We start from the raw sequence: 25,304 nt of genomic DNA, 5'->3' as shown, positions 1-25,304 counted from the left end.
GCCGGACGCTGGGCGTTGGGCAGGGGAAACGTCGTGCGGCGGTTTTCCTGGTCGACCCAGGTGACCTGCTCGCCCTCAAGCTCCAAGCGATGGGCCAGGGCATGGCTCCAGCCGCGCCCGAGGCCGACGTCCAGGTCCGCGGCGCTGGTGCGGTACAAACGGGTGAAGACGAATGGCAAGCGGCCATCGAGGGTGCCATCGTCGAGGGTCAGCAGTTCTTCGCCGGTGACCATCGACACTGGGCAGCCGCTGGTCTGGGTCTGGGCGGCGGTATCGGCGCTGTCGCCATTGGGGTTTTTCGACTGGGCGGGGGCGTCGTCGTGGGGTTCGTGTTTGCTTAGCCGGGTTGAACCGTGGGATTTTTCCCGCGCCACAGCGGCCGGATTGCTGACCGCCAAGGGTGGGGAGTGCTCGGGGGTGATATGCAGAGGTCCGACAGGCGTCGGCTTCAATGGCGCACGCTGGGCGCTGACCACCAACGGTTTGAGCACATCGGGATGCCGGTCGAGCCGATCGGTGGAGCGTTGGGCCAGCCTCAGGCTTGATGCGGTTAACCACTCCCGAGCCCGCGCCGAGCGGAGCTGGCCAAGTACCTTTCCGCTCATCCGCACGCCCATGCCCAGGGCGCCGGTCAAGCGCATCAACAGGAAATTGATCAGCACCGAAGCGCGCATTTCACCTACGACTTCGGCCATGTACTGAGGCGGCAACATCCGCAGCCAACTGACGAATGCCACCATGTGAACGAAGAGCAACGGCTCGTCACTCAACACCATCAGTCCTTTGGCGATGGCCTCGGATGAAGCGCTCAGTAACTGCTCAAGTTCTACCTGGGTCAGATACTCCAGGAGCTTTTCGCTGTTGGCCTGCAGATCGGCCAACAGCTGGAAAACCTGTTTAACGTCATCCCATAACTGATGCAGGGCGTTTTCGAAACCGCGCCAATCGGCCTGCTGCACCAGGTCATAACGTTCGCGAAACCCGGCCTCGGAAAACGCCGCCCACAGGGGTTGAAACTCGTCCCACTCGGCCTTCAGCCACCCCTCAAGTTCGTCCATCACCCCTTGATAGGACGCATACAGCGCCTTGACGTGATCGGTCGTCACATGGGGGAAAAAAGTGATGCGGTAACGCCCGCCACGCCAGCATTCGGGGATCTCCAGGACGCCGCTTGGGCCAATGACGTGATGCACTGGCTCACCGAACGTTTCCTTCCCGGGCTCGCCTCCGGTGACCGGCTCCAGCATTACCGGGGTGTCGCCAATCGGCACAAAACGCGCCGCCTGGAACATGTGCACCAACGTCAGCGGACCACTCGCCGGACATGCGGCCACCGTGGCGCTGATGGGTTGATCAAGATTCTTCGGCGCCGCCAGGGACACCTCGTTGCCGACCTTGAATACTTGTTCAAGATCCAGCGCCCAGCCGGCCCAAAAGCTTTCAGCCCAGGCGTCGTAGTCGTTGAGGCAGGCGCGGAAGTCCGCCAGTACCGCTTCGACATCCGGCTGATCGGGGTCCATGGCCGCCACCACCAAAGAGCCGATGGTGCTGTTCAAAGCCAGGAGTTTGTCAGGGGCAAACATGCGGGAGTCTCGCGGGACAGGGACGAACGCGAGACTTTGCCGACGATGGCTGAGGAATTAAGTCAGTGAAAGAAGCGGTGGACGTAGGGCGATTCGCTAAATTTAAACGTTAGGCGTGCAAATCGAGCCACTCCACTCGCAGCATTTGAAACACTCCTTGTATTTAGGTCAGTAGGCAGCTGACCCACTGCGCTCGACAGAAGACACCTGAGTGCAGAATTCCTTAGCCCGTTCATAGACCGGGAGTTTTTATAGAATCCGCATCAATGCTTCGGCGTGTTGACGAAACACGACATAAGCCTCATCAAAGCTCGGGCGGACAGTTCCAAAGATCAGAGGCATCAGCTTGGATTCATACTGACGACGAATCACCGCATCCGAACCCGCCTGCTGAAGCGCTTCCCGCAGGATTTTTCCAGGATCAGCAGCGAACGGAGGAAACTGCCGACCAAACTCCAGAGCATCGAATTCCACCAAGGCTTTGAAACCGATAGCGGCTCGTTCGCCGACAGAGGGATCACCCAAGTTAATGCAGTAAACGTCATAGATATGCCGCACCAACGTATCGTCCCACGACTGAAGTAAGGCCCCGGCTTGGTGCTGGGCATAGCGACGAAGAAACGAAATGACCTTCTCCGCGAGCGTTTCCTCAACCGCTACGCAGGGGATATCACCCAATTGACCAGCCTTTTCAGCGAGTCGATTAACCAGATACTCCAGCGGCTGCTGAGTCACTTCAAACTGTGGGGTTCGCGCAGTCAGCTCAAGACTTAGATAAGGGCGCAAACTGGCGTCGTGAGGGTATTGCGGGGCATATTGCCAGCGACTGGCGAAGTATCGGTTTTCGTTGCGGGCAACACGCTCTTCCACGGTTTCCTCGAAACCGAGCCCAGCCAACACCTGACAAACCTCAGACTTCAGATGACTGAGGTGCCGCTTTTGAGCCGAGGCAGTCAGCGCATTGGGCTTATCTAAAACGATCTTCAAGTCGACGTCTTCGGACATACGCTCGATCAGCCGGTAAGCCTTGGACAGACTTGTACCGCCGCAAAACACTAGGCGAATACCGGGGAACTGCATCGCCATCAGGGCCAGCAAAGCATCCGTTACGTGGACGTCTTTTTCCAGGATGCCGGCCGTGAGCAAGCCGACATCGACCTCGGCCAACACCGCATCAATTAACTCGACCTGCTCAGGCGTGATGGTTTTCATAGATAACGTAACGACCACCAAAGCCGAGTTTTCGGTTAATGCGCCGTGAGCCTGTGTCGAAAACGATACCGGCAGGGAGCTGCAAACTGTCGCCGGCATTGTAATCACGCACGGCGCGGCCAGCCGTAATCTTCACGCCGAGCTTTTGTAGAACCAGAGGCGCCAGGATTTCCAGTGGACGGACCGGAATCGGCTTGCCCGTAAGAACGCTGGCCTTGGCTTTCGCGAAAACACCCACACCGAGTTTGACCAATACACCGTTGGCAACCAAATGACGCAATGCTCGGGATACCTGTGCGGGGCTGCCGAAGTCGGAAAATTCGGAGCGCAGAAACACATCGTCCTTGCGCAGGGCGATAGATCTTTTAAGCCGCTCTTCGATAACCACGGTGTACCTCCCAGACTTCACCTAACCCACAAAACAACATAACTTATTGTTTAATATAATATTTATAATACAAACCGTGCTCATGCCGGGTTCAGTATAAATCAGCACAGCGACACTGACCAATGCGACCTAAGAACCGCAGCAGTGGCTCAACCGGCATTGACGTTGCCTGGCCCACCGCTATCGCGAGCAAGCTCCCACAGGATTTTCGTCGTTTGATCCTTAACTGATACACCACCGCTCCTGTGGCGAGGGAGCTTGCTCCCGTTGGGCTGCGCAGCAGCCCTGGATCCCATGACTCGGTGAGCCAGGCAAATTGAGTTGTCTTCTTTGGAGGCTGCTGCGCAGCCCAGCGGGAGCAAGCTCCCTCGCCACGGGGGTTGGCGTAGGCCGGTCTTTATTGGTTGAGCCCGCTCACACCGGGGTTTACACCCGCAAATTGCGTTTTAGATGCCTACCCGCGCGCATTCTCGAGAAATACCCGCCAGCAACCCCTCAACCTATCGTAATCTCGCACCTGTATAAGCCCAGCCCCGCAACCGGCCGAGATCTCACCCCGATGCCCTCCATCTACCAACTCAAGCCCGCCTTTCAAAACCTGCTGCGCCCCATGGTTCAACGTCTCTACAACAACGGTGTCACCGCCAACCAGGTCACGGTGCTCGCCGGCATCGTTTCGGTGTTGGTCGGTGCGGTCATCGCCTGGTTTGCCAACCATCCGTGGATCTTCGTGCTTGTGCCGATCTGGATGTTCCTGCGCATGGCGTTGAATGCCGTGGATGGCATGTTGGCGCGGGAGTTTGGCCAGCAATCGCATCTGGGCGCCTACCTCAATGAGCTATGCGATATCATCGCCGACGCTGCCCTGATCCTGCCTTTTGCCCTGTTTGCCGATACCAGTCTGTTGCTCGTGTTGTTGGTCACGCTGTTGGCGTTGTTCAGCGAATACGCAGGCGTCTTGGGGGCCATGGTGGGAGCTTCGCGGCGGTATGACGGGCCGATGGGCAAGAGTGATCGCGCCTTTGTGTTGGGCGTGTTGGCAACCGGCATTGCCCTGGGTTGGCTCGGGGCACTCTGGGTCGATGGTGTGATGGCGGTGGTTGCCGCCCTGCTGGTGTATACCTTGGTCAACCGGGTCCGTCATGGCCTGGGCCAAGTGAAGGAAAACGCTCCCTCAGCATAAAGGAACTTGCAATGCGCGAAGCCCAGGAACTGACGTTCACTACCCACGATGGCGTGGAGTTGTTCTACCGGCACTGGCCGGCTGTCGACGCGGCGGCGGGTGAACCCCGCCAGGCTGTGTTGTTGTTTCATCGTGGTCATGAACACTCCGGGCGCATTGCGCACCTGGTGGATGAACTGGACCTGCCCGGGTTCGACTTCTTTGCCTGGGACGCCCGTGGCCATGGCCAGTCGCCGGGCGAACGGGGCGACAGCCCGAGTTTTGCCACCAGTGCGCGGGATGTGCAGACCTTCTGCGATCACATCGGCGCCACGCACCAGATCGACGAGGCGAACATCGCGGTAGTGGCGCAAAGCGTCGGCGCGGTGATCGCGTCCACCTGGGTCCACGACTACGCGCCACGCATTCGCTCGCTGGTGCTGGCCTCGCCGGCGTTCAAGGTCAAGCTCTACGTGCCCTTCGCCCGTCCGGGCCTGGCGCTGATGCGCAAGTTTCGCGGCAACTTTTTCGTCAACAGCTACGTCAAGGCGAAGTTCCTCAGCCATGACCCGGAGCGAGTGGCGTCCTATGACAGCGATCCGCTGATCACCAAGGCCATTTCGGTGAACGTGCTGCTGGGCCTGTACGAAGCCGCCGATCGCGTGGTCGCCGATGCCCAGGCGATCCAGGTGCCGACGCAGTTGTTGATCTCCGGCTCGGACTTCGTGGTGCACCGCAAACCCCAAGAGCAGTTCTTCGAGCGCCTGGGCAGCCTGCACAAGGAGAAGCACATCCTGCCGGGCTTCTTCCACGACACCCTCGGCGAGAAGAACCGTGCGCCCGCCGTTGCCAGTGCGCGCCGCTTCATCCTGCAAAACTTTGCCCGAGCGCTGGACCGCCCTTCGCTGCTCGACGCCGATCGCCTGGGCGCGACCTGCGCCGAAGCCGAAACCCTGGCCACACCGCTGCCGCACAACTCGCTGCGCGACCTCTACTGGCGCATGACCCGCGCCAGCATGCGCTTTGGCAGCAAGTTGTCGGCCGGGGTGAAACTGGGTTTCGACACTGGGTTCGACTCTGGCAGTACTCTGGATTACGTCTACCGCAACCGCCCCACCGGCACCTCGGCGCTGGGCAAGATGATTGACCAGAATTACCTGAACTCCATCGGCTGGCGCGGCATTCGCCAGCGCAAGCTGCACGTCGAGGAGCTGCTGCGCCTGGCGATGGGCGAGTTGCGTACGCAAGACCGCGAGGTGCGCATCGTCGACATCGCCGCCGGCCATGGCCGCTACATTCTCGAAGCGCTGCAAGGTGTCAGCCCGTTGCCCGAGTCGATCCTGCTGCGCGACTACAGCGATATCAACGTGCGCGACGGCAGTGCGCTGATCGTGGAAAAAGGCTTGGGCGACATCGCCCGATTCGTCAAGGGCGATGCCTTCGACCGCCAGGATCTGGCGGCGCTGGAGCCGAAACCAACCCTCGCCGTGGTATCGGGCCTGTACGAGCTGTTTGCCGACAACCAACTGGTCGGCGGCTCCCTCGCCGGCCTGGCCGAAGCCGTGGAGCCTGGCGGTTTCCTGGTCTACACCGGCCAGCCATGGCACCCGCAACTGGAACTGATCGCCCGCGCCCTCACCAGCCACCGCGCCGGGCAAGCCTGGGTGATGCGCCGACGCACCCAGGCGGAAATGGATCAATTGGTTGAGGCGGCGGGCTTCCGCAAGATCACCCTGCGGGTCGATGAATGGGGCATTTTCAGCGTTTCGCTGGCCCAGCGAGTGCAGTAATGAGCGCCGTCATCGCGCCGGCCCGCGAGCCCGCACTGCTGAAACCGGCGGTGCTGTGGTTGCTGTTGTTGGCGCCGCTGTTCTTCACCACTTACGGCTTCGCCACCTGGGTCACCTCCCAGCGTGACGATGTCGGCACGTTGGTGTTCGCCTGGGAAAGCCACATGCCGTTCATGGCCTGGACCATCGTGCCTTACTGGTCGATTGATCTGCTGTACGGCCTGTCCTTGCTGTTGCCCACCAGCCGCGAAGAACTCAAGCGCCACGCCTTGCGCCTGCTGACGGCGCAGGTGATTGCGGTCAGTTGCTTTTTGCTCTGGCCGTTGCGCTTCACTTTCCCCCGCCCGGAAATGGACGGGGTGTTTGGTTGGTTGTTCGAAGTGCTGGCGGGTTTCGACAAGCCGTTCAATCAGGCGCCGTCGCTGCACATCGCGTTGCTGGTGGTGCTGTGGGTCTGCTATCAGCGGCATCTGCAGGGCTTCTGGCGCTGGGTGATGCACGGTTGGTTCGCGTTGATCGGCGTGTCGGTGCTGACCACTTATCAACATCACTTCATTGACCTGCCCACGGGCGCGTTGGCCGGTTGGCTGTGTGTCTGGCTGTGGCCGCTGGACCGTCCGAGTCCGCTGCTGAGTGCGCGACTGACGACGGATCCTGCCCGCCGACGCTTGGCCTTGCGTTATGGCTTGGGTGCGGCGGCGTTGTTCATCCCGGCGTTTGCCTTGGGCGGCGCGTGGCTCTGGCTGATCTGGCCGGCGGTCGCGGTGCTCATGGTGGCGCTGAATTACCTGATGTTCGGTGCCGACGGTTTCCAGAAGCGTGCCGATGGTCGTTTGAGCCCGGCAGCGCGTTGGTTGCTGGCGCCTTACCTGGCGGCGGCGTGGATCAATTCGCGCGGCTGGACGCGCAAGCATCCGCAACCGGACCTGATAGCGGATAACGTGTGGCTGGGGCGTATCCCCACGCCGATGGAGCTGAAAGACAGTGCGTTTACCGGCGTGCTCGACCTTTGCGCAGAACTGTCCTTGGACAGCAGCGGCGTCGCCTATCGCTCATTGCCAGTGCTCGACCTGACAGCGCCGACCGCCGAGCAATGCCTGAAAGCGGCAGAGGCCATTGAAAGCCTGCGCCAGCAAGGGCCGGTGCTGGTCTGCTGCGCCCTGGGTTATTCGCGCAGCGCCACGGCGGTGGTTGCCTGGTTGTTGCACAGCGGGCGGGCAGCGAGCGTTGATGCGGCGATCGTGCAAATCCAGCGCGCTCGACCGCGTATCGTCTTGCACGCGGCACACCGTCGCGCGCTGGAGCAGTTATCCACAGCACAGGGGAATGTCCATGATCACTGATATGGAGCTCCACACCGTGGCGAGCCTGTTGCGCCGGGGGCATTCGCTGGACCAGTTTTCCACCGGGTTGACGCTGCTTGGGGCGCTGCTGGGGTTGGGGCAATGGTTGGTGGGCGTCATCGATCCGTGGTTGCTGCTGTTGAGTGCGGCGCTACTGGTGCTCGGCATGCTGGAAAAATACTGGGCGCTGCGCGTGGCATTCGATGCCGATCTGTTCCAGCGCATGGCTGACAGCACCCAGTCCCTGGCCGAGCGCACCTATACCTTGGATCAAGCCCTCACCTCCCTGGGCCTGCAACCGGCCGCACGTGCAGGGCGTCTCTGGACTGAACGCCGGCACGGCGCGTTGTTGCTGCTGCGTCGGCAGTCACGATTATTGGCCGTACAAGTCGTCCTGGTGCTGGGCTTCATCCTGGCCAGCCCCTGGTTAGCTTCAAGTATCTAGATAGTTTTGGTGGCGAGGGAGCTTGCTCCCGCTGGGCTGCAAAGCAGCCCCAAAACCAGGCACTGTGGTGTATCAGATGAATTGTGTTCAGCCTCTTGGGGGCTGCTGCGCAGCCCAGCGGGAGCAAGCTCCCTCGCCACAGTTAATGGTCAGCTGTTAACGATTGCGTCACTACCCGAGCTTCTCAGGACAAGGAATCTTCATGTTCGAACCCGTGGTCGCCAACCTCATCACCTCCGCCGCCCGCATGGTCACGGGCGCTCGCAGCCTGTGGCTCGGCTGCGCGCCGACGCCGGTGCAGCGGATCTACTTCGCCAACCACAGCAGCCACGGTGACTTCGTGTTGCTCTGGGCCTCGCTGCCGCCGGCGCTGCGCAAGCTCACCCGCCCGGTGGCGGGGGCCGATTATTGGCAAACCAGCCCGGTGCGTCGCTACATCATCAACCGGGTGTTCAACGGTGTGCTGGTGGACCGCGAACGCAAGGATCCTTCCTACAGCCCATTGCAGCCGATGCTTGATGCGCTGGAAAACGGCGACTCACTGATCATCTTTCCGGAAGGCACACGCAATCCGGAGGAAGGCCTGTTGCCCTTCAAGAGCGGGATCTATCACTTGATGAAAAAACACCCCGAGGTCGAGGTGATCCCGGTGTGGATCGCCAACCTCAACCGCGTCATGCCCAAGGGCCGGGTACTGCCTCTGCCGCTGTTATGCACCACCAGTTTCGGCGCGCCGCTGTGCATCGAAGAAGGTGAAAGCAAAGAGCAATTTCTTGAACGCAGCCGCGCCGCGCTGCTGGCACTGGCCCCGGAGCACGTCTGACATGGATCGATATACCCTGATGTTGTTTGGCGGGATCGGCGCCATCCTGGTGCTGGCTTCGTTGATCGGTTTCATTCTCAAGCTGAAAACCCGCGGCGCGCCGAACTCCGTCATCGACAACCTCAACGCGCGGATCAACGCCTGGTGGATCATGGTGCTGGTGATCGGCATCGCGTTCTGGCTCGGCAACGCCGCAGTGATCCTGTTGTTCTACGCGGTGTCGTTCTACGCCCTGCGGGAATTCCTGACCCTGACACCGACCCGCCGCAGCGATTATCCAGCGTTGGTGGCCGCGTTCTACCTGGCGCTGCCGCTGCAGTACCTGTTGATCTACTACGACTGGTACGGGCTGTTTTCGATCTTTATCCCGGTGTATGTGTTCCTGCTGCTGCCGATCCTGGCGTCCCTGGGCGGCGACAGCACGCACTTTTTGGAGCGCGCTTCCAAGGTCCAGTGGGGCTTGATGATCGCGGTGTTCTGCATCTCCTTCGTCCCGGCCCTGCTGACGCTGGACATCGCCGGTTTCGAAGGGCGCAACCTGTTGCTGATCGCCTACCTGGTGATCGTGGTGCAGCTCTCGGACGTGTTGCAGTACGTGTGCGGCAAGCTGTTCGGCAAACACAAGATCGCACCGAACCTGTCGCCCTCGAAAACCGTGGAGGGGTTTGTCGGCGGCATTTTCCTAGCCTCGCTGATCGGTGGCGCGCTGTGGTGGATCACGCCGTTCAATCCGTGGCAGTCGTTCCTCATCGCCTTGCTGATCAACCTGTTGGGCTTTGCCGGCGGCATCGTCATGTCAGCGATCAAGCGCGACCGCGGCGTGAAGGACTGGGGCCACATGATCGAAGGCCACGGCGGCATGCTCGACCGGTTGGACTCGGTGTGCTTCGCCGCGCCGATCTTCTTTCATTTGGTGCGGTACTGGTGGACCTGAAAAAGCCTGCGGCGAACACTCGCTCCCAGAGGGGGGCGTCGCTTGCTTCTTCACTGGCCCACTGCCAACCGCTCTTGTGGCGAGGGGATTTATCCCCGCTGGGCTGCGAAGCAGCCCTAAAAAACCATACCTCGGTATTGCAGACAGATTGAGTTGAGGTCTCGTGGGGCTGCTTCGCAGCCCAGCGGGGATAAATCCCCTCGCCACAGATAGACCCCTCGCCACAAAAGCGGGGGCATCGCTCAGTCAAGGATCAGGTGCGGCAAGAACCGGCTGGAATCCTTGGTGATCAGGCTGTTGTCTTCCCGCACGCCAATGCCGGCGGCCTGGTCGCCGATGACCCAGGAGCCGATCAGGGTGTAGCTGTCGCCAAAGCGTGGCAGTGGCGCGAACTCCTGGAGGATGAACGGGGCGTCGGTGTAGGGGCCGTCTTCTTTTACGATCAGGCCATCAGCGGTTTGCAGCTCGATGTTGGCGCCTTCCCGGGAAAAGAACGGCTTGCGCACCCAGCCCTTGGGCACCGCTTTGCTCGTGTCGGTATCCAGGTGGGCCGCGAGCAGGTTCGGGTGGCCTTTGTTGAACTCCCACAGCAGCGGCAGGATGCCTTTGTTGGAGATGATCGACTTCCAGGCCGGCTCGAAAAACTGCGTATCACACTGGGCGATCGCTTCACCAAACGGCTCGTGGAAGATGAACTCCCAGGCATGCAGCTTGAACAGGTGGGCAATCCAGCGCTCTTCCAGGTCAACGAAACGCCCGTCACTGTTGAGGCCGATGTCTTCGATATCGATGTGCCGCGATTCAATGCCGACTTTTTCCGCGATCAGGCGCAAGTAGTCCGTGGTGCCCTTGTCTTCCACCGAGCCTTTCATCGAGGCGAAATAAAACGGCTCTTTGATCTGCAACTGGGCAAAAGCCTGGTGCAGCTTGGTGTCGATGCTGTTGAACTGGTCGGCATGGGCCGGCAGCAAGCCGCGCTCGATGCATTGCTCCAGCCAGCCCCACTGAAACGCCGCCGCCTCATAGAGGCTGGTCGGCGTGTCGTAGTTGAGCTCCAACAGCTTGGCGGGGCCGGTGCCGTTGTAGGAGAAATCCATGCGCCCATACAAGTGTGGGTGGCCTTCGAGCCATGAAGTGCGCACCAGGTCGAAGAACGGCGCGGGAATGCTCAGGCGTTCCAGCAATTCTTCGCTCTGGACCACGCGGGCCACGAGGTCCATGCACATATCATGGATCTCGGTGGTCGGGTCTTCCAGGTCGTCCTCGATCTGCTTGAGGGTGAACTGGTAGTACGCGCTTTCGTCCCAATAGGGTTCGTCGTCGATGGTGTGGAACAGAAAGCCGAGCTGCTCGGCGGTCTGTTTCCAGTCATGACGTTCTGCGCAATGGATCTTCTTCATGGCGCTGGTTCCTCAACCGCCGGAGCTGCTCGAACCGCCCCAACCGCTGCGGGCACTGGACTTGCTGCCGAAGCCGCCACGGGAGGTGGATGAGGCAACGGACATCGGCTTGCTGGTGGACTTGATGGAGTCGGTGTAGCTGCCGTATCGCGCCTGGTTGGACTTGGTGAATGTCGAGCCTGTCGACACCCGCTGGCTGAGCGTGGAGGAGCCGAAGCTGCCACGATCATCGCGGTAGCGGTAGACCGGCTCGGAGAAATAGCTGTTGCGGTTGCTGCTCAGCATGTTGCCGATCAGCAGCCCGGTCAGCAGGTTGCTGAAACCTCCACCGGTATTCATCGCTTCCGAGGCCGGCAATTGGGCCTTGGCGGCGTCCACTTCCGATTGCGTAACCTCGCCCTCGGCACTCAGTTCGAAACCGCCCAGCTTGGGGATGAACTTGCCGGCGGAGTCCTGCTGGCACCAATCGGGAACGAAGTCGGCATCGCAATCGGCCTGGTTGTCGTACACCGGCGCAATCCGGCGATGCTCCGTCATGGCAGTCATGTAGGCGTCAGCACAAATGTCTACCGGCAGCTTTTCATCGACACATTGCTGCACGGACTGGAAGTTGTACTTCTTTTTCAACTCGTAGGTTTTTTCCGTCGGCCCGCAGCCGGATATCGCCATGGCGACCGACGCGGCCAGCGAAAGCTGGACGTACTTGCTTCGTTTCATCGGGTTCTCCGTAGCGCAATCAGTTCGTGGAAGGCGTCATGCACGCGGCGTTCAACATGCCGACGCTGATGGCCACGGCGGCGATATAGATACCCGCTGCGATCTCACCGTTCCTGATCCGCGCGGAAGCGCCCTTGAGCACCAGGCTGGTCACCAGGAACGCCAACAACTGGACGACAGCGGCGATCACTGCCCAGACAACGAAATCCAGCATGCTGATCGAATAGGCAATCACGTTGCTGGCCGGAATCGCGAAACCGATGACAGCACCGCCCAGGGCGATGGCCGCAGCCACGTTGCCCGAACGGATCAGCTCGAACTCTTTGTGCGGCGTGACGCGGGTGTAGATGAACTGGAACAGCGCGAACAGCACGGCGGCGCCGAGGATGTACATGACAAAGCCAAGCACGGCGGCTTTGTTCAGGGAAATGGAGAGCGCTTCAAGCATGGACTTGTTCCTTATTCAAAGAGTGTTCAGGTCAGTGGTGTACAGCGAAATACCCAGCGAAGTGCTCAAGCTGACGGTGCCTTCGGCGTCCTCTTCAACGGAGAACAGCAGGAACTCGCGACGATCCGTCAGGCCGGTGTCGCGGGCGTACAGCATCGAACGGTGTTCGACGCTGTAGGACTCATCCGGATTGCTCACGCGCTCGCTCAACGTCACCAGTTCTGTCTGGCCAGCCTCGGTGCCCCATTCGCGGGTGTACTCGACGCCGTCATGGGTGTAGGTCGGCAGGCCGATCAGGCTTTCAGGGCCGGCCAGGCGACGTAACTCCGCTTCACTGCTGATCGTGACGTAGCTGAGGTAGTTGAACAGGATCACCGACTCGACCTGCCCGGCGATATCGCCACTGGTGTGCACTTGCAGCCAGTAGTCTTCGTCGTTCATGTAGCAGCGCGACAGCCAGTTCGACTGCCCGAGGTCGACGATGCCCAGGCTCCAGATCTGTTGGGAGCCCGGAATGACCACCGTGCTGTTGCCGTCGAGCAACAACTTGAGCGTGGAGTCGAACATGACCTGCTTGCCGGAGGCCAGGCCCAGCGGCCCGGTGACAGGCGCGTTATTGCTGGCTTTCGTGTTCGCGTTCGGGGCCTCAAGCCCCATCAACTGTTTAAACCACCCCATGGGAAATTTCCTTGAGACGCGTGGAGGCGATGTAGAAGAGTTCCCCGCCCACGACGCGGGTGGCGCCGGGCGGGTTGATCGATGGGTGTCGGGCGCCCTTGGCGCGGTAACCAATCAGCGTAGCGTTGTGCTGCTCTTTCAATCGGGCATAAAGCTCGCCGAACGTCGCTTCAAACGCCTCGGGTAGTTTCATCAGGTACTGAGTGGCGCCTTGGCCGACACAGAGCAATTCATTGATGACCACGGACGAGCCCGGGTCCTGGGAGGCACGCACCAACATTTCGATGGCCATGCTGGAGGTGCATTCCAGGCTCGGCGCATAGGCGCTGGCAAGGGCGGCGATTTCGCTGTCATTGAAGTGCGCGACCACATGCCCGGCAGGGCCCAATTGATTGACCGCCAGCACGGTGGCCAGGGTCAGGTCGTCGGAGTGGGTGCGCACCAGCACGCGTTCGGCACCCGGCACGCCAGCACGCTGCAACAGCGCGACGGAGGACAGGCTGTCGCCTTTGATGAACGATGTCTTGCCGGGCATGGGGTTTTCTTCGAGATCGCAATCGCAGATGACGATCAGGTTGTCATTGGAGGTTTCGTCCTGCAGCAGCAATTCAATGACCCGCTCACTGGAGGCGCCCTCCCAACCGATGAGAACCGTGTGGCCGACCTTGCCGGTGAAATCGCCTTTGCCCTTCATGCCTTTTCTCCATACATCGATGACGCTGCTGGTGGTTTTGCCGATGACCGTCGTCAACAGGGCAATACCCCCGAGCATGATCCAGGTCGCCACGAAAATTCGCCCGGCGGATGTCTGTGGCAACAGATCGCCATAGCCGACGGTGAGCGTGGTGGTGAGATAGAAGTAGATAAACGTGGCGGCGGCGATGAGGTGTTGCTCGCCCAGCAGCACCAGGCCGATCCAGGCCGTGGACAGGTGCACGCCCAACGCAATGGCCAGGCCCGCCCAGCCGAACCGATGGAAGAAGGACGACGCGTACGTGCGCAACAAAAGGAAAATCGACATTCGTCCCTGACTCCGTGGGGCTTCGTTCCTGGCGGGATCATCGCTCTGGCGTCTGAGGGCTCGAGCGTAATGGCCGGACAGCATTAAACCTGTTGCGGGGGTTGGATAAAAGTACCTGCGTCACAATTAAATCCAGGAGCGCCGGACATTATTGTGGCGAGGGAGCTTGCTCCCGCTGGACTGCGCAGCAGGCCCCTTTTTTTGGAGCCGCTTCGCGCCTCAGCGGGAGCAAGCTCCCTCGCCACGGGTTCGGTGCGCTCAGCGATCACTCAGCCGATTTTTTCTTCAGGCGTTCCAGGATCGCATTGGCGCTGCCTTCGTTCGGCGTGATGCCGGCGTCGCGCAGCTTGCGCTCCAGGTCGGAGCCAGTCGAAGCCTCGGCCAGTTCGTCCTGGGCTTGCAGCTCAGCGGCACGTTGCTGTTGCTTGGCCTGCAAGCGGTTGAGCGTACCGACGGCAGTTTCCAGCTTGCCATTGGCGCCGCCGCTGGCGATCGAAGCACTGACCTGGGCCTTCTGCACGCTTTCGCGGGCCTTGGCCATGTCCACTTGCTGGCGCAGGCTCTTGATCCGGCTTTCGGCCTTGGTGATGTCCTTGCGCATGTTGTCCGCATAACCACCGAATTCGGTCGCGTGCTTCTGCTCGGCGTCCAGTTCGTTGGTCAGGGTCGAAATGGCTTCAGCCACTTCCAGCGCCAGGTCTTCGCGGTTGGCCTGGATCGCGGCCAGGGCCTTGGCTTCCAGGTCCTTGATCTTGGCGTTGTATTCGCCGACGCGATCAGTCGCCAGCTTGTGCTTGGCCATGATGGTGACCAGCTCACGCTTGGCGTTGGCCAGCGCGCTGTCGGCATCACGGATTTCCTGGTCGAGGATGCGCAGGGCCTGTTGGTCGACGATCGATTCACCGACTTCGCTGGCACCGCCACGCAGTGCGGTGAACAATTTGCTCCAGATGGACTGAGTCATTGGATAGTTCCTGTTCGGTGAATTAAATGAAGAAGCGTTCGAAGGCTTCGCTGGCGCGCTGAACGTTGTCGACGAGGGTTTTGACCTCGGTCACGACGTTGGTCAGGCTGGAGTCGGCGCTCAACGCACCGAAGATGTTGTAGACGACTTGCCCGTTGGGCATGGTCTCGATGCCGATGGACGACAGCGGGAACATTTCCCGGCTGCGCAGCACGGCGTCATTGAATGCCGCGACATCGTTGATCGACTCGACGTCCACCAGGACGGTATCGACGATGATCTGGTCACCCACCACCGCGATGTAGATCGGCAGGCCACCAAAATCATTCATTTCCAGCTTGATGCTGGACTCGGAGCCTTGGACGAGGGAGAGAGTGATGTCGTTCGCGACCACTTCGTCCAGGGCCTGAAGGGCGCTGTAGAGGCGGTCGATGTTCCAGTTATTACCTGCGCTCATGTAATTCTCCGACATGAATGAGCCAGCCAGAATCGGTTGGCGTAGCTGTTTCTCCATTTGCTTGAGCAGGCTTCGGTTTTCAGGAAGCACCCAAGTCTCGTGTTTCACATACCCGGCGGCACTCAGGCCCGCGCGCATCTGCTTCATGTAGAAGCTCGACGGCTTTTTCGCGGAGGGTTTGGCGCGCTCTCCCGTGCGGCTCGCTGAATCGGTTACAGACCCGTCTGGCGGATCCGATGGAGAGCTGGTTGACATGGTACTGACCCCACTGTGAAAAACTCACGCGTGAGAAACACTACAGGTACTTTCGCAAGCCCACAATAGCTCACGCGTGAGATTTTATTGATCACAAGCACCGACCGCTCTTGTGGCGAGGGAGCTTGCTCCCGCTGGGGCGCGAAGCCCCCCCCAAGCAGGCGCCGCGGTATGTCAGGTAAAAGTGCAGTCAGCTTCAGATGGGGCTGCTGCGCAGCCCAGCGGGAGCAAGCTCCCTCGCCACAGGGGACCGGGGATGGCCTTATGGGTAACTGAAACTCTTGACCAACGTCAGCTCGCCCACCGCCCGCATCGGCACCACGAAGGTTTCCATCTTCTCGTTCGGCGTGCCTTCTTCGGTGATCACTGTGACTTGTGCGGTGGTCAGGGCTTGTTGCGCTTGTTCTCCACCGCCCTCACCTTCCTCGCCGTCGTCCTGATAGCGATAACCGCCGCCGTAGTAGTTCACATACACCAGGTACTGGCCTTTGATCGGCGCCGGCATGGCGAAGATTTCCGGGCCGTAGCCGGTGGTGACGTCGACGTCGAGGGCGGCGCCGTTGGCGACGGCACGGTCGCCGTACCAGATGTGCGCACCATCGGGGGTGACCAGGTGCAGGTCCAAGTCAGTGCCGTCACTGTCCCAGGTCAGCAACACCCGCAGCTTGGCCGGCGTGGCGCCGCCGCTGGTGTTGAGAAATTGCGTGCGGTGACGCTGTTGGCCGTCGGGGCTGCGTACTTCCACACTGTTGCTGCCGTTGGGGAATGAAAATGGCCGGTCGAAGCGGCCTTGCTCATCGAGCTTCAACGGCAGGCTCACGCCGTTGACGATGAGTTGGCCCGGCGCATTGCCCTTGGGCGCGCCTTGGATCTGGCCAGTGATGCGAGCGGTATTGGCTTGGCCCTGGGGCGTATTGACCGACGAGGCCGGGTAGTTGACGGTCTGGCTGAAGTTTTCATCCTCGCCGCCCGGCGCACCGTTGCGCCAACCGCCGACCGGCGTGTCGAGCTTGATGTTCTCGGCGCCGATGGCCGGAGGCAACGCGGTCAAGGCGCAAAGCAACAACAAGACCTGTGGATAACGGAGTGTCATGGTCTATTCCAGCAAGAGGTGACGGGCGAGCCCTTCGATATAGTTTTCGTCCTGGCCATTGGGATGAGCTTCAAAGGCCAGGTGCAGATATTCATGGGTCAGGTCGAGGCGGTCTTGCAGCGACAGCACGCCGCGCACGTAGATGCGCTGGCGCTCGCGGTCGACATAAGGCCGGCCGAAAGCGACGCGGCAGACGGCGAAAGCGCTGATCTCGTTGTAGCCCACTTCACTTTCCAGCCGCTCACGCCAGCCCCGCCGTTGCTTCAGCAGCCAGTCCTGGGCGGCGGGCAGCGCTTCGCAGGATGCCACCGGGTTGTCCCAGCGGCTGAGGCTGGCGCGCGGGTAGGCGTGCAGCAGGATGGCGTCGTAGCGTTGGCCGGCGTTGGCTTGATCCACCGCTTGTGCCCAGGACAGTTTGTCCGGGCCAGGCTGGTCAGAGTGGTAGGTGACATCGGTGCCGGCCAGGACCAGGTCGCTGGTCCAGGCGGCAATGGCGCGGGTTTCGGGCGCCGCCGGGCGTGGCGCGACACGCTGGCGATGGCTGCTGTCGTCGATGCTCAGGCAATCACCGTTGCGTTGGGCGTTCTGCAGCAAATAGGTGCGTATCGCCACCGCCAGTGCCTTGGCGGCTTCGGCAGGCTCGGCCTTGGCTTCGCGCTGCAAGACCCGGGCGACGTATTCCTCCCGGTCCAGACGCGCCACCAGCTTGCCGGGCATCAGGAACAGCTCGCCATCGCTGTGGATGTCCAATTGATTGCCGTTGCTGAATTCGACGCGGTAATCGCCGCGCAGTTGGCCCGGCAAGGCAGGACGGTCGCCCGCCATTACCCGTTGCAACGGATAACGGGCAAACAGGCCGACTTCCACGCAACGCCCGGTTTCCGCCGGCCAGCGCGATGGCAGCGCCGCCGCCAAGCCTTCGCCGTAGACCTTCAAGACCTGCTGGCTGGTGCCGCGACCACCGGCCCACACCGGAGTGCCGTCCGCCAGCCAACCGGCGAAACCGCCCTGACGGGACGAGGGCCCCTGATCACCCAGCCAACTCCAGGTCTTGACCCGCAGACGGCTGCCCAACTCACCGACCAGTCGCCCGTCCGCCGCGTTGAGCACCACGTCCAGCAGCACCCGCCGCGCCTGATCCTGGGCCGGCAGCGTGGCCAGGGTCTTGAGCAGTCCGGCGACAGGCACCTGAGTCTGGGGTTGCAACATGGACAGGTCCAATAACCAGGCCGGTGCCTGACGAGCCTGCCAATAGGCGCGCCAATCCGAGGCCAAAAGCCCGAGCCGCTGCGGTTCGAAATACAAGCCGCAAGATTTCACCAAGGCTTGATCGCGACCGATGCTCTGCCCGGCACTGCAGCAATAGACCTCTTCCTTCGACTCCCCCCGGCATTCATACACCGGTTCACGGGCGTCGGTGTCCACCAGCCAGGCGTAGACAAAGATCTTCCACAGACTGCCCAGCGGCGCCTGCAAGGTATCGGGCAGCGGCTGGCGATCCAGCACCTGGGTCTGGCTCACGCGCAGCAATTGACCGTCGAAGGCCAGGCGCAACGGCTCGTCCTGCGCTGTTACCAGCGCAGGGATCAAGCACAGCAGCCACCCAACCAGCGGCCAACGCATATCAGTTGACCGTGACCTGACCGAGCGCCGGTTTCTGTTCCCGCGCCTGATGTTGCGGCGCGTAGACCTGGGTGAAGCGCACCGGCGGCAAGGTGAACTGGCCTTTCTGGGAGAAGCGCACCAAGTGCCGCAGGCGCAGCTCGCCACTGAGGGCATCCACCGGCACCGCATACGCCATCTGGCCGGGCTCGAAGCGGGCTTTTTCCAGGGACATCGGTTCGCTGTCAGCCTTGCCCATCAACTGGATACCCCAGGTGGTGCGCTCCACATCGGCGCCCGGTGGCAGCGGCACTTCGAGCATGCCGTAGCGCAGTGGCGTCGGAGCCTTGCTGTTGATGATCACTTCATCCAGGTAGAGGCTGTCGCTGGACAACGGTTTGTTGCCCACGGCTTCGAGCTTGAAGGTGAAAGCCTCATCGCCCGGCACCAGGCGCGACAGGCGCCGGGTGATGGACACGGCCATCGGTGCTACCGGCGGTTGCTGGCTCTGGAAGCTCAGTGCCGCTTGCAATGGACGCTCCTGGGCGCCGGTCAGGGTCAGCATCGTTGGAAGCTGCGCGCCCTGCCACTGCCAGTAGGTTTCACCGGTCGCGCCCTGCTTGGCTGCCCAGCCTTCGCCCGGTGCCAGGGCCACGGCCGGCGCTGCCTGTTCGATGCTGCGCTGCAACCAGGTCAAGGCCAGGGCCCGCTCCAAGGTGGACTGCTGCGGCAACACACGCTCCAGCAATGCAGTGGCGCGAGCCTGATCGAAGCCCTGCAACGACAACACCAGGGCCTCGACGAACGGCTGCGAACTGAGCTCCAGTTGCTGTTGCGCCGCATCGGCTTGACGGCTGAAGGCCGCCGGCAACGGCACCTTCGCCTGTTTCGCCAGGGACGCGGTCAGGACACGGGCGCTGGCCAAGCCAAGGGCCGAATCCGGCGCGTACATGACCAGGCTGTCTTCACCGCTGTCCAGCACGCTCTCGCTACTGTCTTCACTGGCCTTGGCCAGGTCGTCCATCAGGCCGCTGAGCAAGGTGTTCACCGGCAATTGCATCTGCTTGGCGAACGACAGGATCAGCGCACGCTGCAGCAGCGGCGTATTACCGGCCTGCTTGGCGTAGACCTCCAGCACCCGTTGCCAGTGTTCCGGCGGCAGGCTCAGGTCCAGGGCCTTGCTGGCGTGCCAGTCGGCGTAATAGGCATAGGCGGTGAGGAATGCATCCGGCTCACCGTCCTGGCCCCACCAGGTAAAGCTCGCCGAGGGGCCGGCCATCTGCACCAGGCGCAAGCGACTGTTTTGCATGATCAACCGCAAGCGGTCGCGGATCTGCGGGTTCGACGCCAGGGTCGGATAGGCAATGCTCAACGGCAACAGGCGGCTGGCGGTCTGCTCGACGCCACCGTATGGGTAGCTGAGCAGGTCATCCAGGGCCGAACGGAACAACGCTTGCGGGCTGTCGTCCAGGCGCAGGCGAATATCGCTGGCGTCGGCCGGCAAGGTCAGCGGGGTGTCGCCGCTCGCCACATCGAGGCGCTGGCTCTGGGTGACTTGCCAGCCATTGCCGCTGGCGTTCAAGCGCATGGCCAGGGCGTCCTGGGTTTCGCCGTTCAATTGCAGCTGCACGTTCAAGTCGCCACTGCTCAGCTCCAGGGCCGGCAGCGCCACGTAGTTGATGCCGTTTTTCAGGTCCACCACCATGCGCTGTTCGGCGCCGGCGTAGCGGATCAGCAGCTCGGCCTTCAGTGGTTTTTCAGACTGGCTGAACGCGAACAGGCCCAGTTGTGGCTTGTCGCCCGTGCGGAAACGGGTCGGGCCGCTCCATTTCAGGTACAGCGGTTTTTCCGAGGCGATGAACTGCTTCTTCTGGCCCACTTGGCCGTCGTCGGCAATTGCCTTGGCCGTGATGCGCCAGCGGGTCAGGGAGTCCGGCATCTTGAAGGTGAAGCGGGCCTTGCCGTTGGCGTCGGTGACCAGTTCCGGTTGCCATGCAGCGGTGTCGACGTCTTCACGACGCGGCCGCTCCAGCACCTTGACCCCGCGTTCGCTGCGGTTGGCCTTGCCCGGCGCGCCAGGACTGCCTGGCAGTGCCACGTCGTAGCTGATGAACGACAGGCTGGCACTGGTGCGCACGTTGTTGCGACGCGGGTGATAGAAGAACTGATCGATGGTCGGCGCCACTTCCGGTTGCAGGGCGTAGACCATTTCGTCCACCACGCTGACCGTCAGGTGCGCGGGGATCGCCTTGCCGGAGAACTGGGTACTCAGGTCCACGGTCACCGTGTCACCCGGGCGGTAGGTGGCTTTGTCGGTGATGACGGCAACGTCGATCTGCGGCGTGATCACCTTGATGCCGGCGTTCTGGAAGCTGTACTGGCCGCCCTTGGTGTACAGCACCGAGAAGGTCAGGTTGGGCGCAAAGTTATCCTTCACGGCAATGCGGGCGCGGTATTGGGTGTCGCTGAGTTTTTCCATCTTCAGCCAATCGCCGCCCTTGGACAGCAGCGCCGTGGCCTCGACTTTGTCCCGCTCAAGGGACAGCAGCGCATCGCTGACCGGTTCCGGGAACGTGATCAGGGCCAAGGCTTCGTCGCCGGCCTTGTATTCGGCTTTATCGAGGACGATCTCGACAGTACCCGGCACGGACTTGATGCCTTCGCCAGTGACCGCATGGGCGACGGCGCCAACCACCCGGCCATGGTCGTCCTTGAGTGTCAGGTTATAGGTGCCCGGACGGTCGAAGGTCAGGTTGAAACCCTTGTCCTTGGCCGTCAGCTTGCCTTCACCGGTGGTCTGGTCTTCCAGCCGTACCCAGGCGTAGCTGCCCGGTGTCACGGCTTTGGTTTGTTCGTTGCCGCCTTCGTTGGCGTAGCTGAACGCCACCTTCTGGCCGACGGCGCTGAAACGCTGGGGTGCGCTCAGGCGGAAATTCGCCGCGCCACGGTCGATGAGAATTTCCTTGGTGGTCTTGACCCGATACGCGGCGCCATCGCTGGCGAACACGGTGAGGGTGTAGCGGCTCGGTTTGTCGGCGGCCGGCAGGTCGAGGGTCGCGTTGCCCTTGGCATCGGTGGTCACTTCGCTGCTGGTCAGCTCGACCGGGAATTGCCCCAGGTATTGCAGTTCGTTATCGACCATCGACAGTTGCTGGGCGCGCAGACTCAGGCTCACCGTGGCATTCACCACAGGTTTGCCGTCCGGGTACAGCAGCACGAGGTTGCCCTTGACCGGCTCGCCGGTGCGATAGTCCTGCTTGGCCAGGTTCAGGGCGATCTCGAAGTGCGGCTTGATGTATTCGGCTACACGAAAGGCGCTGCTGTAGAGCTGGTCCTTGTAGCGCAAGCGCAGTTCATAGCCGCCGGCCACAGCGTTTTCCGGCAGTTGGAAACGGCCTTGGGTGCCGGCCTTGGAATCGAGTTTCAGGGCCAGGGTTTGCAGCTCGGTGCCGGTGGCGTCCAGCACGCTGACATTGACGTCGGCGGCGCTCGGTTGCACCGAATCACGGGCGTTCTTGAACTCACGACCAACGATTTTCAGCGATACCCAATCCCCTGGCCGGTACAGCGGCCGGTCGGTGAAGGCATAGAGCTTGGTGTCGTAGATTTCGCTGTCGTAGTAGAAGTTTTCCGAGACGAATACCCCGCCCTCCTCGTCTTCACCGATGACGAACGAACGCTCCGGGCTAACGTGTTTGAGGCGCAGCAGGCCGTTTTCATCGGTGGCACCGCTGCTCATCACGCCCAGGCCGTCGGTCCACAGCACATTGACCTTGGGCACCGAACGCCCTTCATGCTTGCGTGCGGCCCAGACCAGCAACTCATCACCGGCAATCTTGCTCACGGCCACGGTGTTGGAGACGAAGACCATGGTGGTCGCGCGGTATTTGCCGATCAGCGCTTCCACCAGGTACAGGCCGGGCTTCAACTGGCCCAGCGGCACGTAGACGTTGCCCGGCGCGACGCTGACGAACTCACTGGACGAACCGGCCAGGTTGACGCCCGCAGGCGGCTGGATCGGCTTGGCTTCCCAGAGCGGATAACGGAACTGGCTGACCACCGGCAAGCCCGGGATCAAGGCGAATTGTGGCGGTGCTTCATACGGTGTCGGCGCGACCAGGGCGTCACCGATCTTCAGTTCCGGCACTTCTTCGGTGACTTGCTGGCGGGACTCGTAGGAAAACGCCCGTTGCATCACTCGACGAGACTTGCGGTACCAGTTGTCCCACAGGTACGCGAGGGTGTTCGACAGGCCTTCGCCCTTGAACTGGCCGTCGCTGACCACGCGGTGCAGGTTCTTCTGGCGCTTGAGGAAATCCAGCGGCTTGTCGATGCGATAGACGCGGATGTCGGCACCGCCGTAGGGCTCCATGCGGAACCGACGGTAGTCGCGGCCCGGCGCTTCGAGGCGAACCATGGCCTGTTCGTCGCTGGCAAAGCTGCTGTCGGCCAGCAGGAAGAAGCTTTCACCGGCTACCGGCGTGTAGCCGCTGGGCTCCACCGTGTCTTCGGCATTCACGACAGGTGCCAGCAACAGGGCGAACAGCAGGGGCAATTTTGAACACAAGCGCAGCATGCGAGCACCGGTCATTGGGAGAGAAAGTTGAGTCGATAGACGCCGATGAAGTTGGGGTTGGCTGCGTCGGGTATCCATCGGGTGTCCTTCCAGTTCATGAGTTGTTGCAGGCTTGCGGAGCGCATGCCGTTGTCGGTAGGGGTTGTGGTGCCGGTGTGATAGGCGATGTAGCGGCCCATCCAGATCATCAGGTGCTGGTCGTCGCCCTGATCGAAGAACATCAGGTCGCCGGGACGGGCCTGGGTGACATCGCGGCCCACCAGGCGACTGTTGAACTGGATCAGCTTGATGGCGTTGACGTAGGGCCCGACCTTGCCGCCGCCCTGCTGCCATTGCTGGGCGAGGCGCCGCTGGGCGTCACTGAGTTCAAGCTCCGGCGGCAGGTAGCGGTTGGACAGGCCATTGCTGCGCAGCCACTTATCGTTGTGGACCTTCAGCGCCTCGTTGGCGGCAAACCGCACCAGGCCGGCGCAGTCTTGCTGGTACCAGCGCGGGCTCGGGCCTTTGGTCAACTGCTCCTCGGCGATGCGCACGAACCAGGCACGAAACACCTGGGATTGCCGCACATCCAGCGGCGGCGTCTCAACGGAAGGCCGCGCCGCGACGGAAAGCGGCGTCTCGACGGCCAGCGCCGGCCCACCCCACAGCAGTGCCAGCAGCAGCGCCCATCCGGGGTTGCGGATCAGTCCTGTCACAGCGCTTTCCATTCCAGTGGCAGCCACTGCCAGTGCCCGTCCGGCTCGCTGCCGGCAGGCAACGTCAGGGCGTACTTGCCATAGCCGCCCAGGGTGCGCAGTTTCGGGATGAGGTAGGTTTGCGCGGCGTTGTAGAACACCGGTTCCATGTCCTGGGGCAAGCTGTCGAGGGTTTCACGCTGCATCAGTTGCGCCATGGCATCGGGGCCGAAATAAATCGGCATCAGCACATCCTTGGGCACCACGTCGGCCATGGGCGGGAAGCGCTTGTCGAGGGTGCCGAGGGCCTTGTCCACCAGCTTGTCGTCGAGGGAGAACAGCAGGGTCGAACCATGACGCGCCAGGCTGACGCGCAGGAATGCCTTGCCAGTGATGGCGTCCGGTTGCAGCGAGTCCTTGGCCAGGTAAGGGCCGAAGTTGGAGCTCACCTGGCGCTGCCATTGGTGCATAGCGCCTTCCTGTTTCTCGACGACCGGGAACACGTGCTCGGCGGCATTGTTCTCATAGGCGCCCACCATCGAGCCAAACAGTTTGCCCAAATCCGCGTCGAGCTTGCCGTCGTCTTCGTTCAGGCTCGCCACCAGCAGCGGTGTATACAACCGCGAATCGGCGTACCAGCACAGACCTGCCGCGCCGGCCACATGGTCGACCATGGCCTGGGCGGCTTTTTCGTCGGCGCCAAGTTTCACCAACAGCGGCTTCTGCGGTTCTGCGGCCAACGGCAAGGCAACGCAGGCGCTGGCGCCCATGGGCATGGCTTGCCAGATCGGCTTGAAGTCGAAGTCCGGTTGGTTTTCCAGCTCGTCCATGGCCAGGAAGCTGTGCCAGCCCTTGTCGTCCATGTCGAAGCGCAGCCCGGCGAAGTTCGGAATGAAACGCTGGTAACCCATGGCCAGCACATTGGCATTGACCGAAATACGTTGCTTGACCTCCGGCGCCTTGGGCGGCAAGCCGAAGGCTTCGGGGAACAGTTTGTCGCCATTGAGCAAGGCGGCCAGGGCGGTCGTCGACACGCTGCCGCGCTCATCCGATGGACCGTTGGCCGGGTCATAGAGTTTCGCCGGGTTGGACAACACCACCAGCTTGTCGCCATGGGAAGCGAAGAGCAGGGATTTGCTGGCGTTGTAGCTGAGCTGGTACAGCGCGACGTCATCACCGCCGACCTTCAGGTCGCTGAGCTTGCTCAGTTGCGTATCATCCAGGGCGACCTTGGCCAATGGCTCCAGCACCTTGGCCAACCCGCCGCGATCCATTACCAACAGAAAATCCTTGAGGCGACCGTCGGCACCGCGCCACAGCGCCACATCGGCTGGCTGGTCGAAAAGCTCCTCGATCAGGCTGTCCTGCAACTTGAGGTCATGCTCGTAGATGATCCGGCGCAGGCTGCCCATCAGCCCGAGGCGGTCGGCGTGGGCCTCGTAATAGAAGACGAAGTCTTCGGTGAGCGTGGCCTTGAGGAACGGCACAGCCAACAGGTCCTTGGGCAACTGGCTCAGGGAATGCGCCTCGAGCAAGCCGTCGGGGCGGCTCAGGCCGAGCTTTTCCAACGCCAACGCCATGGGCGGCGCCTTGGGCTTGGTCATGAACCAGCCCAACCCGGCGGCCACACCTGCTACCAGGCACAGCCCGATCAGTATCGCCGGCCAACGGCGCACAGGTTTAGCGACAGGTGTCGGCGTGGTCGGGGAAGCAGTGTTGTCGCTCATATTCACAAGGGC

Annotated in this window: 21 protein-coding genes; 6 read left to right on the top strand and 15 right to left on the bottom strand. The window is 61.8% G+C overall.

Features of this window, described 5'->3' with window-relative positions; translation table 11 throughout:
* From BM300_RS22300 to BM300_RS22290, 3 genes are all read right to left on the bottom strand, one after another.
* Nucleotides 1–1,583, bottom strand: a 1,583-nt coding sequence (locus BM300_RS22300; RefSeq protein WP_256575853.1) for a DUF6531 domain-containing protein, incomplete at its 3' end; no start/stop codon positions are given.
* Between the two features lie 249 nt (nucleotides 1,584–1,832).
* Nucleotides 1,833–2,795 carry a nucleotidyl transferase AbiEii/AbiGii toxin family protein gene (locus BM300_RS22295; RefSeq protein WP_170862090.1) on the bottom strand — a complete coding sequence of 321 codons (963 nt, stop codon included), beginning with the start codon at nucleotides 2,793–2,795 and terminating at the stop codon, nucleotides 1,833–1,835.
* Complete coding sequence (locus BM300_RS22290) at nucleotides 2,776–3,183, bottom strand: DUF6088 family protein (RefSeq protein ID WP_092225501.1); 408 nt, start codon at nucleotides 3,181–3,183, stop codon at nucleotides 2,776–2,778. The genes BM300_RS22295 and BM300_RS22290 overlap by 20 nt, the downstream gene beginning before the upstream one ends.
* A gap of 559 nt (nucleotides 3,184–3,742) precedes the next feature.
* Here BM300_RS22290 and BM300_RS22285 point away from each other — a divergent pair.
* From BM300_RS22285 to BM300_RS22260, 6 genes are all read left to right on the top strand, one after another.
* Nucleotides 3,743–4,366: a CDP-alcohol phosphatidyltransferase family protein gene (locus BM300_RS22285; protein WP_079302758.1), complete on the top strand. Its 624-nt coding sequence runs from the start codon at nucleotides 3,743–3,745 to the stop codon at nucleotides 4,364–4,366.
* Nucleotides 4,367–4,377: 11 nt separating this feature from the next.
* Nucleotides 4,378–6,135: a bifunctional alpha/beta hydrolase/class I SAM-dependent methyltransferase gene (locus tag BM300_RS22280; protein WP_092464050.1), complete on the top strand. Its 1,758-nt coding sequence runs from the start codon at nucleotides 4,378–4,380 to the stop codon at nucleotides 6,133–6,135.
* Complete coding sequence (locus BM300_RS22275) at nucleotides 6,135–7,478, top strand: phosphatase PAP2/dual specificity phosphatase family protein (protein WP_092464046.1); 1,344 nt, start codon at nucleotides 6,135–6,137, stop codon at nucleotides 7,476–7,478. The genes BM300_RS22280 and BM300_RS22275 overlap by 1 nt, the downstream gene beginning before the upstream one ends.
* The gene (locus tag BM300_RS22270) at nucleotides 7,468–7,923 is read left to right on the top strand and encodes a hypothetical protein (protein ID WP_092349332.1); all 456 of its coding nucleotides are present in this window, start codon (nucleotides 7,468–7,470) and stop codon (nucleotides 7,921–7,923) included. The genes BM300_RS22275 and BM300_RS22270 overlap by 11 nt, the downstream gene beginning before the upstream one ends.
* A gap of 202 nt (nucleotides 7,924–8,125) precedes the next feature.
* Complete coding sequence (locus BM300_RS22265; RefSeq protein ID WP_072346316.1) at nucleotides 8,126–8,746, top strand: lysophospholipid acyltransferase family protein; 621 nt, start codon at nucleotides 8,126–8,128, stop codon at nucleotides 8,744–8,746.
* Between the two features lies 1 nt (nucleotide 8,747).
* Nucleotides 8,748–9,680 carry a phosphatidate cytidylyltransferase gene (locus BM300_RS22260; protein ID WP_063324189.1) on the top strand — a complete coding sequence of 311 codons (933 nt, stop codon included), beginning with the start codon at nucleotides 8,748–8,750 and terminating at the stop codon, nucleotides 9,678–9,680.
* Between the two features lie 242 nt (nucleotides 9,681–9,922).
* On the opposite strand, the gene BM300_RS22255 is transcribed toward BM300_RS22260, so the two are convergent.
* From BM300_RS22255 to BM300_RS22200, 12 genes are all read right to left on the bottom strand, one after another.
* Nucleotides 9,923–11,080, bottom strand: a complete 1,158-nt coding sequence (locus tag BM300_RS22255; protein WP_092149777.1) for a glutathionylspermidine synthase family protein — start codon at nucleotides 11,078–11,080, stop codon at nucleotides 9,923–9,925.
* Nucleotides 11,081–11,092: 12 nt separating this feature from the next.
* Complete coding sequence (locus tag BM300_RS22250) at nucleotides 11,093–11,797, bottom strand: DUF1190 domain-containing protein (RefSeq protein ID WP_092225509.1); 705 nt, start codon at nucleotides 11,795–11,797, stop codon at nucleotides 11,093–11,095.
* Between the two features lie 19 nt (nucleotides 11,798–11,816).
* Complete coding sequence (locus tag BM300_RS22245) at nucleotides 11,817–12,245, bottom strand: DUF350 domain-containing protein (RefSeq protein ID WP_063324186.1); 429 nt, start codon at nucleotides 12,243–12,245, stop codon at nucleotides 11,817–11,819.
* Nucleotides 12,246–12,260: 15 nt separating this feature from the next.
* Nucleotides 12,261–12,923, bottom strand: a complete 663-nt coding sequence (locus BM300_RS22240) for a DUF2491 family protein (protein WP_092464042.1) — start codon at nucleotides 12,921–12,923, stop codon at nucleotides 12,261–12,263.
* Nucleotides 12,910–13,944 (bottom strand): ion channel, encoded by a 1,035-nt coding sequence (locus tag BM300_RS22235; RefSeq protein WP_092149766.1) that lies wholly within the window; start codon nucleotides 13,942–13,944, stop codon nucleotides 12,910–12,912. Before BM300_RS22235 ends, BM300_RS22240 begins: the two co-directional genes overlap by 14 nt.
* 265 nt (nucleotides 13,945–14,209) lie before the next feature.
* On the bottom strand, nucleotides 14,210–14,908 hold the full coding sequence (locus BM300_RS22230) for a PspA/IM30 family protein (RefSeq protein WP_003205987.1): 699 nt from the start codon (nucleotides 14,906–14,908) through the stop codon (nucleotides 14,210–14,212).
* Between the two features lie 22 nt (nucleotides 14,909–14,930).
* Nucleotides 14,931–15,512, bottom strand: a complete 582-nt coding sequence (locus BM300_RS22225; protein ID WP_086936714.1) for a YjfI family protein — start codon at nucleotides 15,510–15,512, stop codon at nucleotides 14,931–14,933.
* A gap of 370 nt (nucleotides 15,513–15,882) precedes the next feature.
* The gene (locus BM300_RS22220; protein WP_063324182.1) at nucleotides 15,883–16,713 is read right to left on the bottom strand and encodes a YfaP family protein; all 831 of its coding nucleotides are present in this window, start codon (nucleotides 16,711–16,713) and stop codon (nucleotides 15,883–15,885) included.
* A gap of 3 nt (nucleotides 16,714–16,716) precedes the next feature.
* Entirely contained in the window at nucleotides 16,717–18,336 is a 1,620-nt protein-coding gene (locus BM300_RS22215) for a DUF2300 domain-containing protein (protein WP_092464039.1), read from the bottom strand.
* A gap of 1 nt (nucleotide 18,337) precedes the next feature.
* Nucleotides 18,338–22,906, bottom strand: coding sequence for an alpha-2-macroglobulin family protein (locus BM300_RS22210; RefSeq protein ID WP_092464036.1), 4,569 nt, complete (start codon nucleotides 22,904–22,906; stop codon nucleotides 18,338–18,340).
* Complete coding sequence (locus BM300_RS22205) at nucleotides 22,903–23,586, bottom strand: DUF1175 domain-containing protein (protein ID WP_170862089.1); 684 nt, start codon at nucleotides 23,584–23,586, stop codon at nucleotides 22,903–22,905. Before BM300_RS22205 ends, BM300_RS22210 begins: the two co-directional genes overlap by 4 nt.
* Entirely contained in the window at nucleotides 23,583–25,292 is a 1,710-nt protein-coding gene (locus BM300_RS22200) for a DUF2138 domain-containing protein (RefSeq protein WP_063324178.1), read from the bottom strand. The genes BM300_RS22205 and BM300_RS22200 overlap by 4 nt, the downstream gene beginning before the upstream one ends.
* Nucleotides 25,293–25,304: the final 12 nt, after the last annotated feature.

It is taken from the genome of Pseudomonas sp. NFACC46-3 (assembly GCF_900114515.1).
Lineage (GTDB): Bacteria > Pseudomonadota > Gammaproteobacteria > Pseudomonadales > Pseudomonadaceae > Aquipseudomonas > Aquipseudomonas fluorescens_Q.
This window is presented reverse-complemented; position numbering and strand designations above follow the sequence as displayed.

Excerpts from the sequence above, each read along its gene's own strand:
- BM300_RS22295 (WP_170862090.1), bottom strand. The coding sequence starts at position 2,795 with ATGAAAACCATCACGCCTGAGCAGGTCGAGTTAATTGATGCGGTGTTG.
- BM300_RS22285 (WP_079302758.1), top strand. The coding sequence starts at position 3,743 with ATGCCCTCCATCTACCAACTCAAGCCCGCCTTTCAAAACCTGCTGCGC.
- BM300_RS22280 (WP_092464050.1), top strand. The coding sequence starts at position 4,378 with ATGCGCGAAGCCCAGGAACTGACGTTCACTACCCACGATGGCGTGGAG.
- BM300_RS22275 (WP_092464046.1), top strand. The coding sequence starts at position 6,135 with ATGAGCGCCGTCATCGCGCCGGCCCGCGAGCCCGCACTGCTGAAACCG.
- BM300_RS22270 (WP_092349332.1), top strand. The coding sequence starts at position 7,468 with ATGATCACTGATATGGAGCTCCACACCGTGGCGAGCCTGTTGCGCCGG.
- BM300_RS22265 (WP_072346316.1), top strand. The coding sequence starts at position 8,126 with ATGTTCGAACCCGTGGTCGCCAACCTCATCACCTCCGCCGCCCGCATG.
- BM300_RS22260 (WP_063324189.1), top strand. The coding sequence starts at position 8,748 with ATGGATCGATATACCCTGATGTTGTTTGGCGGGATCGGCGCCATCCTG.
- BM300_RS22255 (WP_092149777.1), bottom strand. The coding sequence starts at position 11,080 with ATGAAGAAGATCCATTGCGCAGAACGTCATGACTGGAAACAGACCGCC.
- BM300_RS22250 (WP_092225509.1), bottom strand. The coding sequence starts at position 11,797 with ATGAAACGAAGCAAGTACGTCCAGCTTTCGCTGGCCGCGTCGGTCGCC.
- BM300_RS22245 (WP_063324186.1), bottom strand. The coding sequence starts at position 12,245 with ATGCTTGAAGCGCTCTCCATTTCCCTGAACAAAGCCGCCGTGCTTGGC.
- BM300_RS22240 (WP_092464042.1), bottom strand. The coding sequence starts at position 12,923 with ATGGGGTGGTTTAAACAGTTGATGGGGCTTGAGGCCCCGAACGCGAAC.
- BM300_RS22235 (WP_092149766.1), bottom strand. The coding sequence starts at position 13,944 with ATGTCGATTTTCCTTTTGTTGCGCACGTACGCGTCGTCCTTCTTCCAT.
- BM300_RS22230 (WP_003205987.1), bottom strand. The coding sequence starts at position 14,908 with ATGACTCAGTCCATCTGGAGCAAATTGTTCACCGCACTGCGTGGCGGT.
- BM300_RS22225 (WP_086936714.1), bottom strand. The coding sequence starts at position 15,512 with ATGAAGCAGATGCGCGCGGGCCTGAGTGCCGCCGGGTATGTGAAACAC.
- BM300_RS22220 (WP_063324182.1), bottom strand. The coding sequence starts at position 16,713 with ATGACACTCCGTTATCCACAGGTCTTGTTGTTGCTTTGCGCCTTGACC.
- BM300_RS22215 (WP_092464039.1), bottom strand. The coding sequence starts at position 18,336 with ATGCGTTGGCCGCTGGTTGGGTGGCTGCTGTGCTTGATCCCTGCGCTG.
- BM300_RS22210 (WP_092464036.1), bottom strand. The coding sequence starts at position 22,906 with ATGACCGGTGCTCGCATGCTGCGCTTGTGTTCAAAATTGCCCCTGCTG.
- BM300_RS22200 (WP_063324178.1), bottom strand. The coding sequence starts at position 25,292 with ATGAGCGACAACACTGCTTCCCCGACCACGCCGACACCTGTCGCTAAA.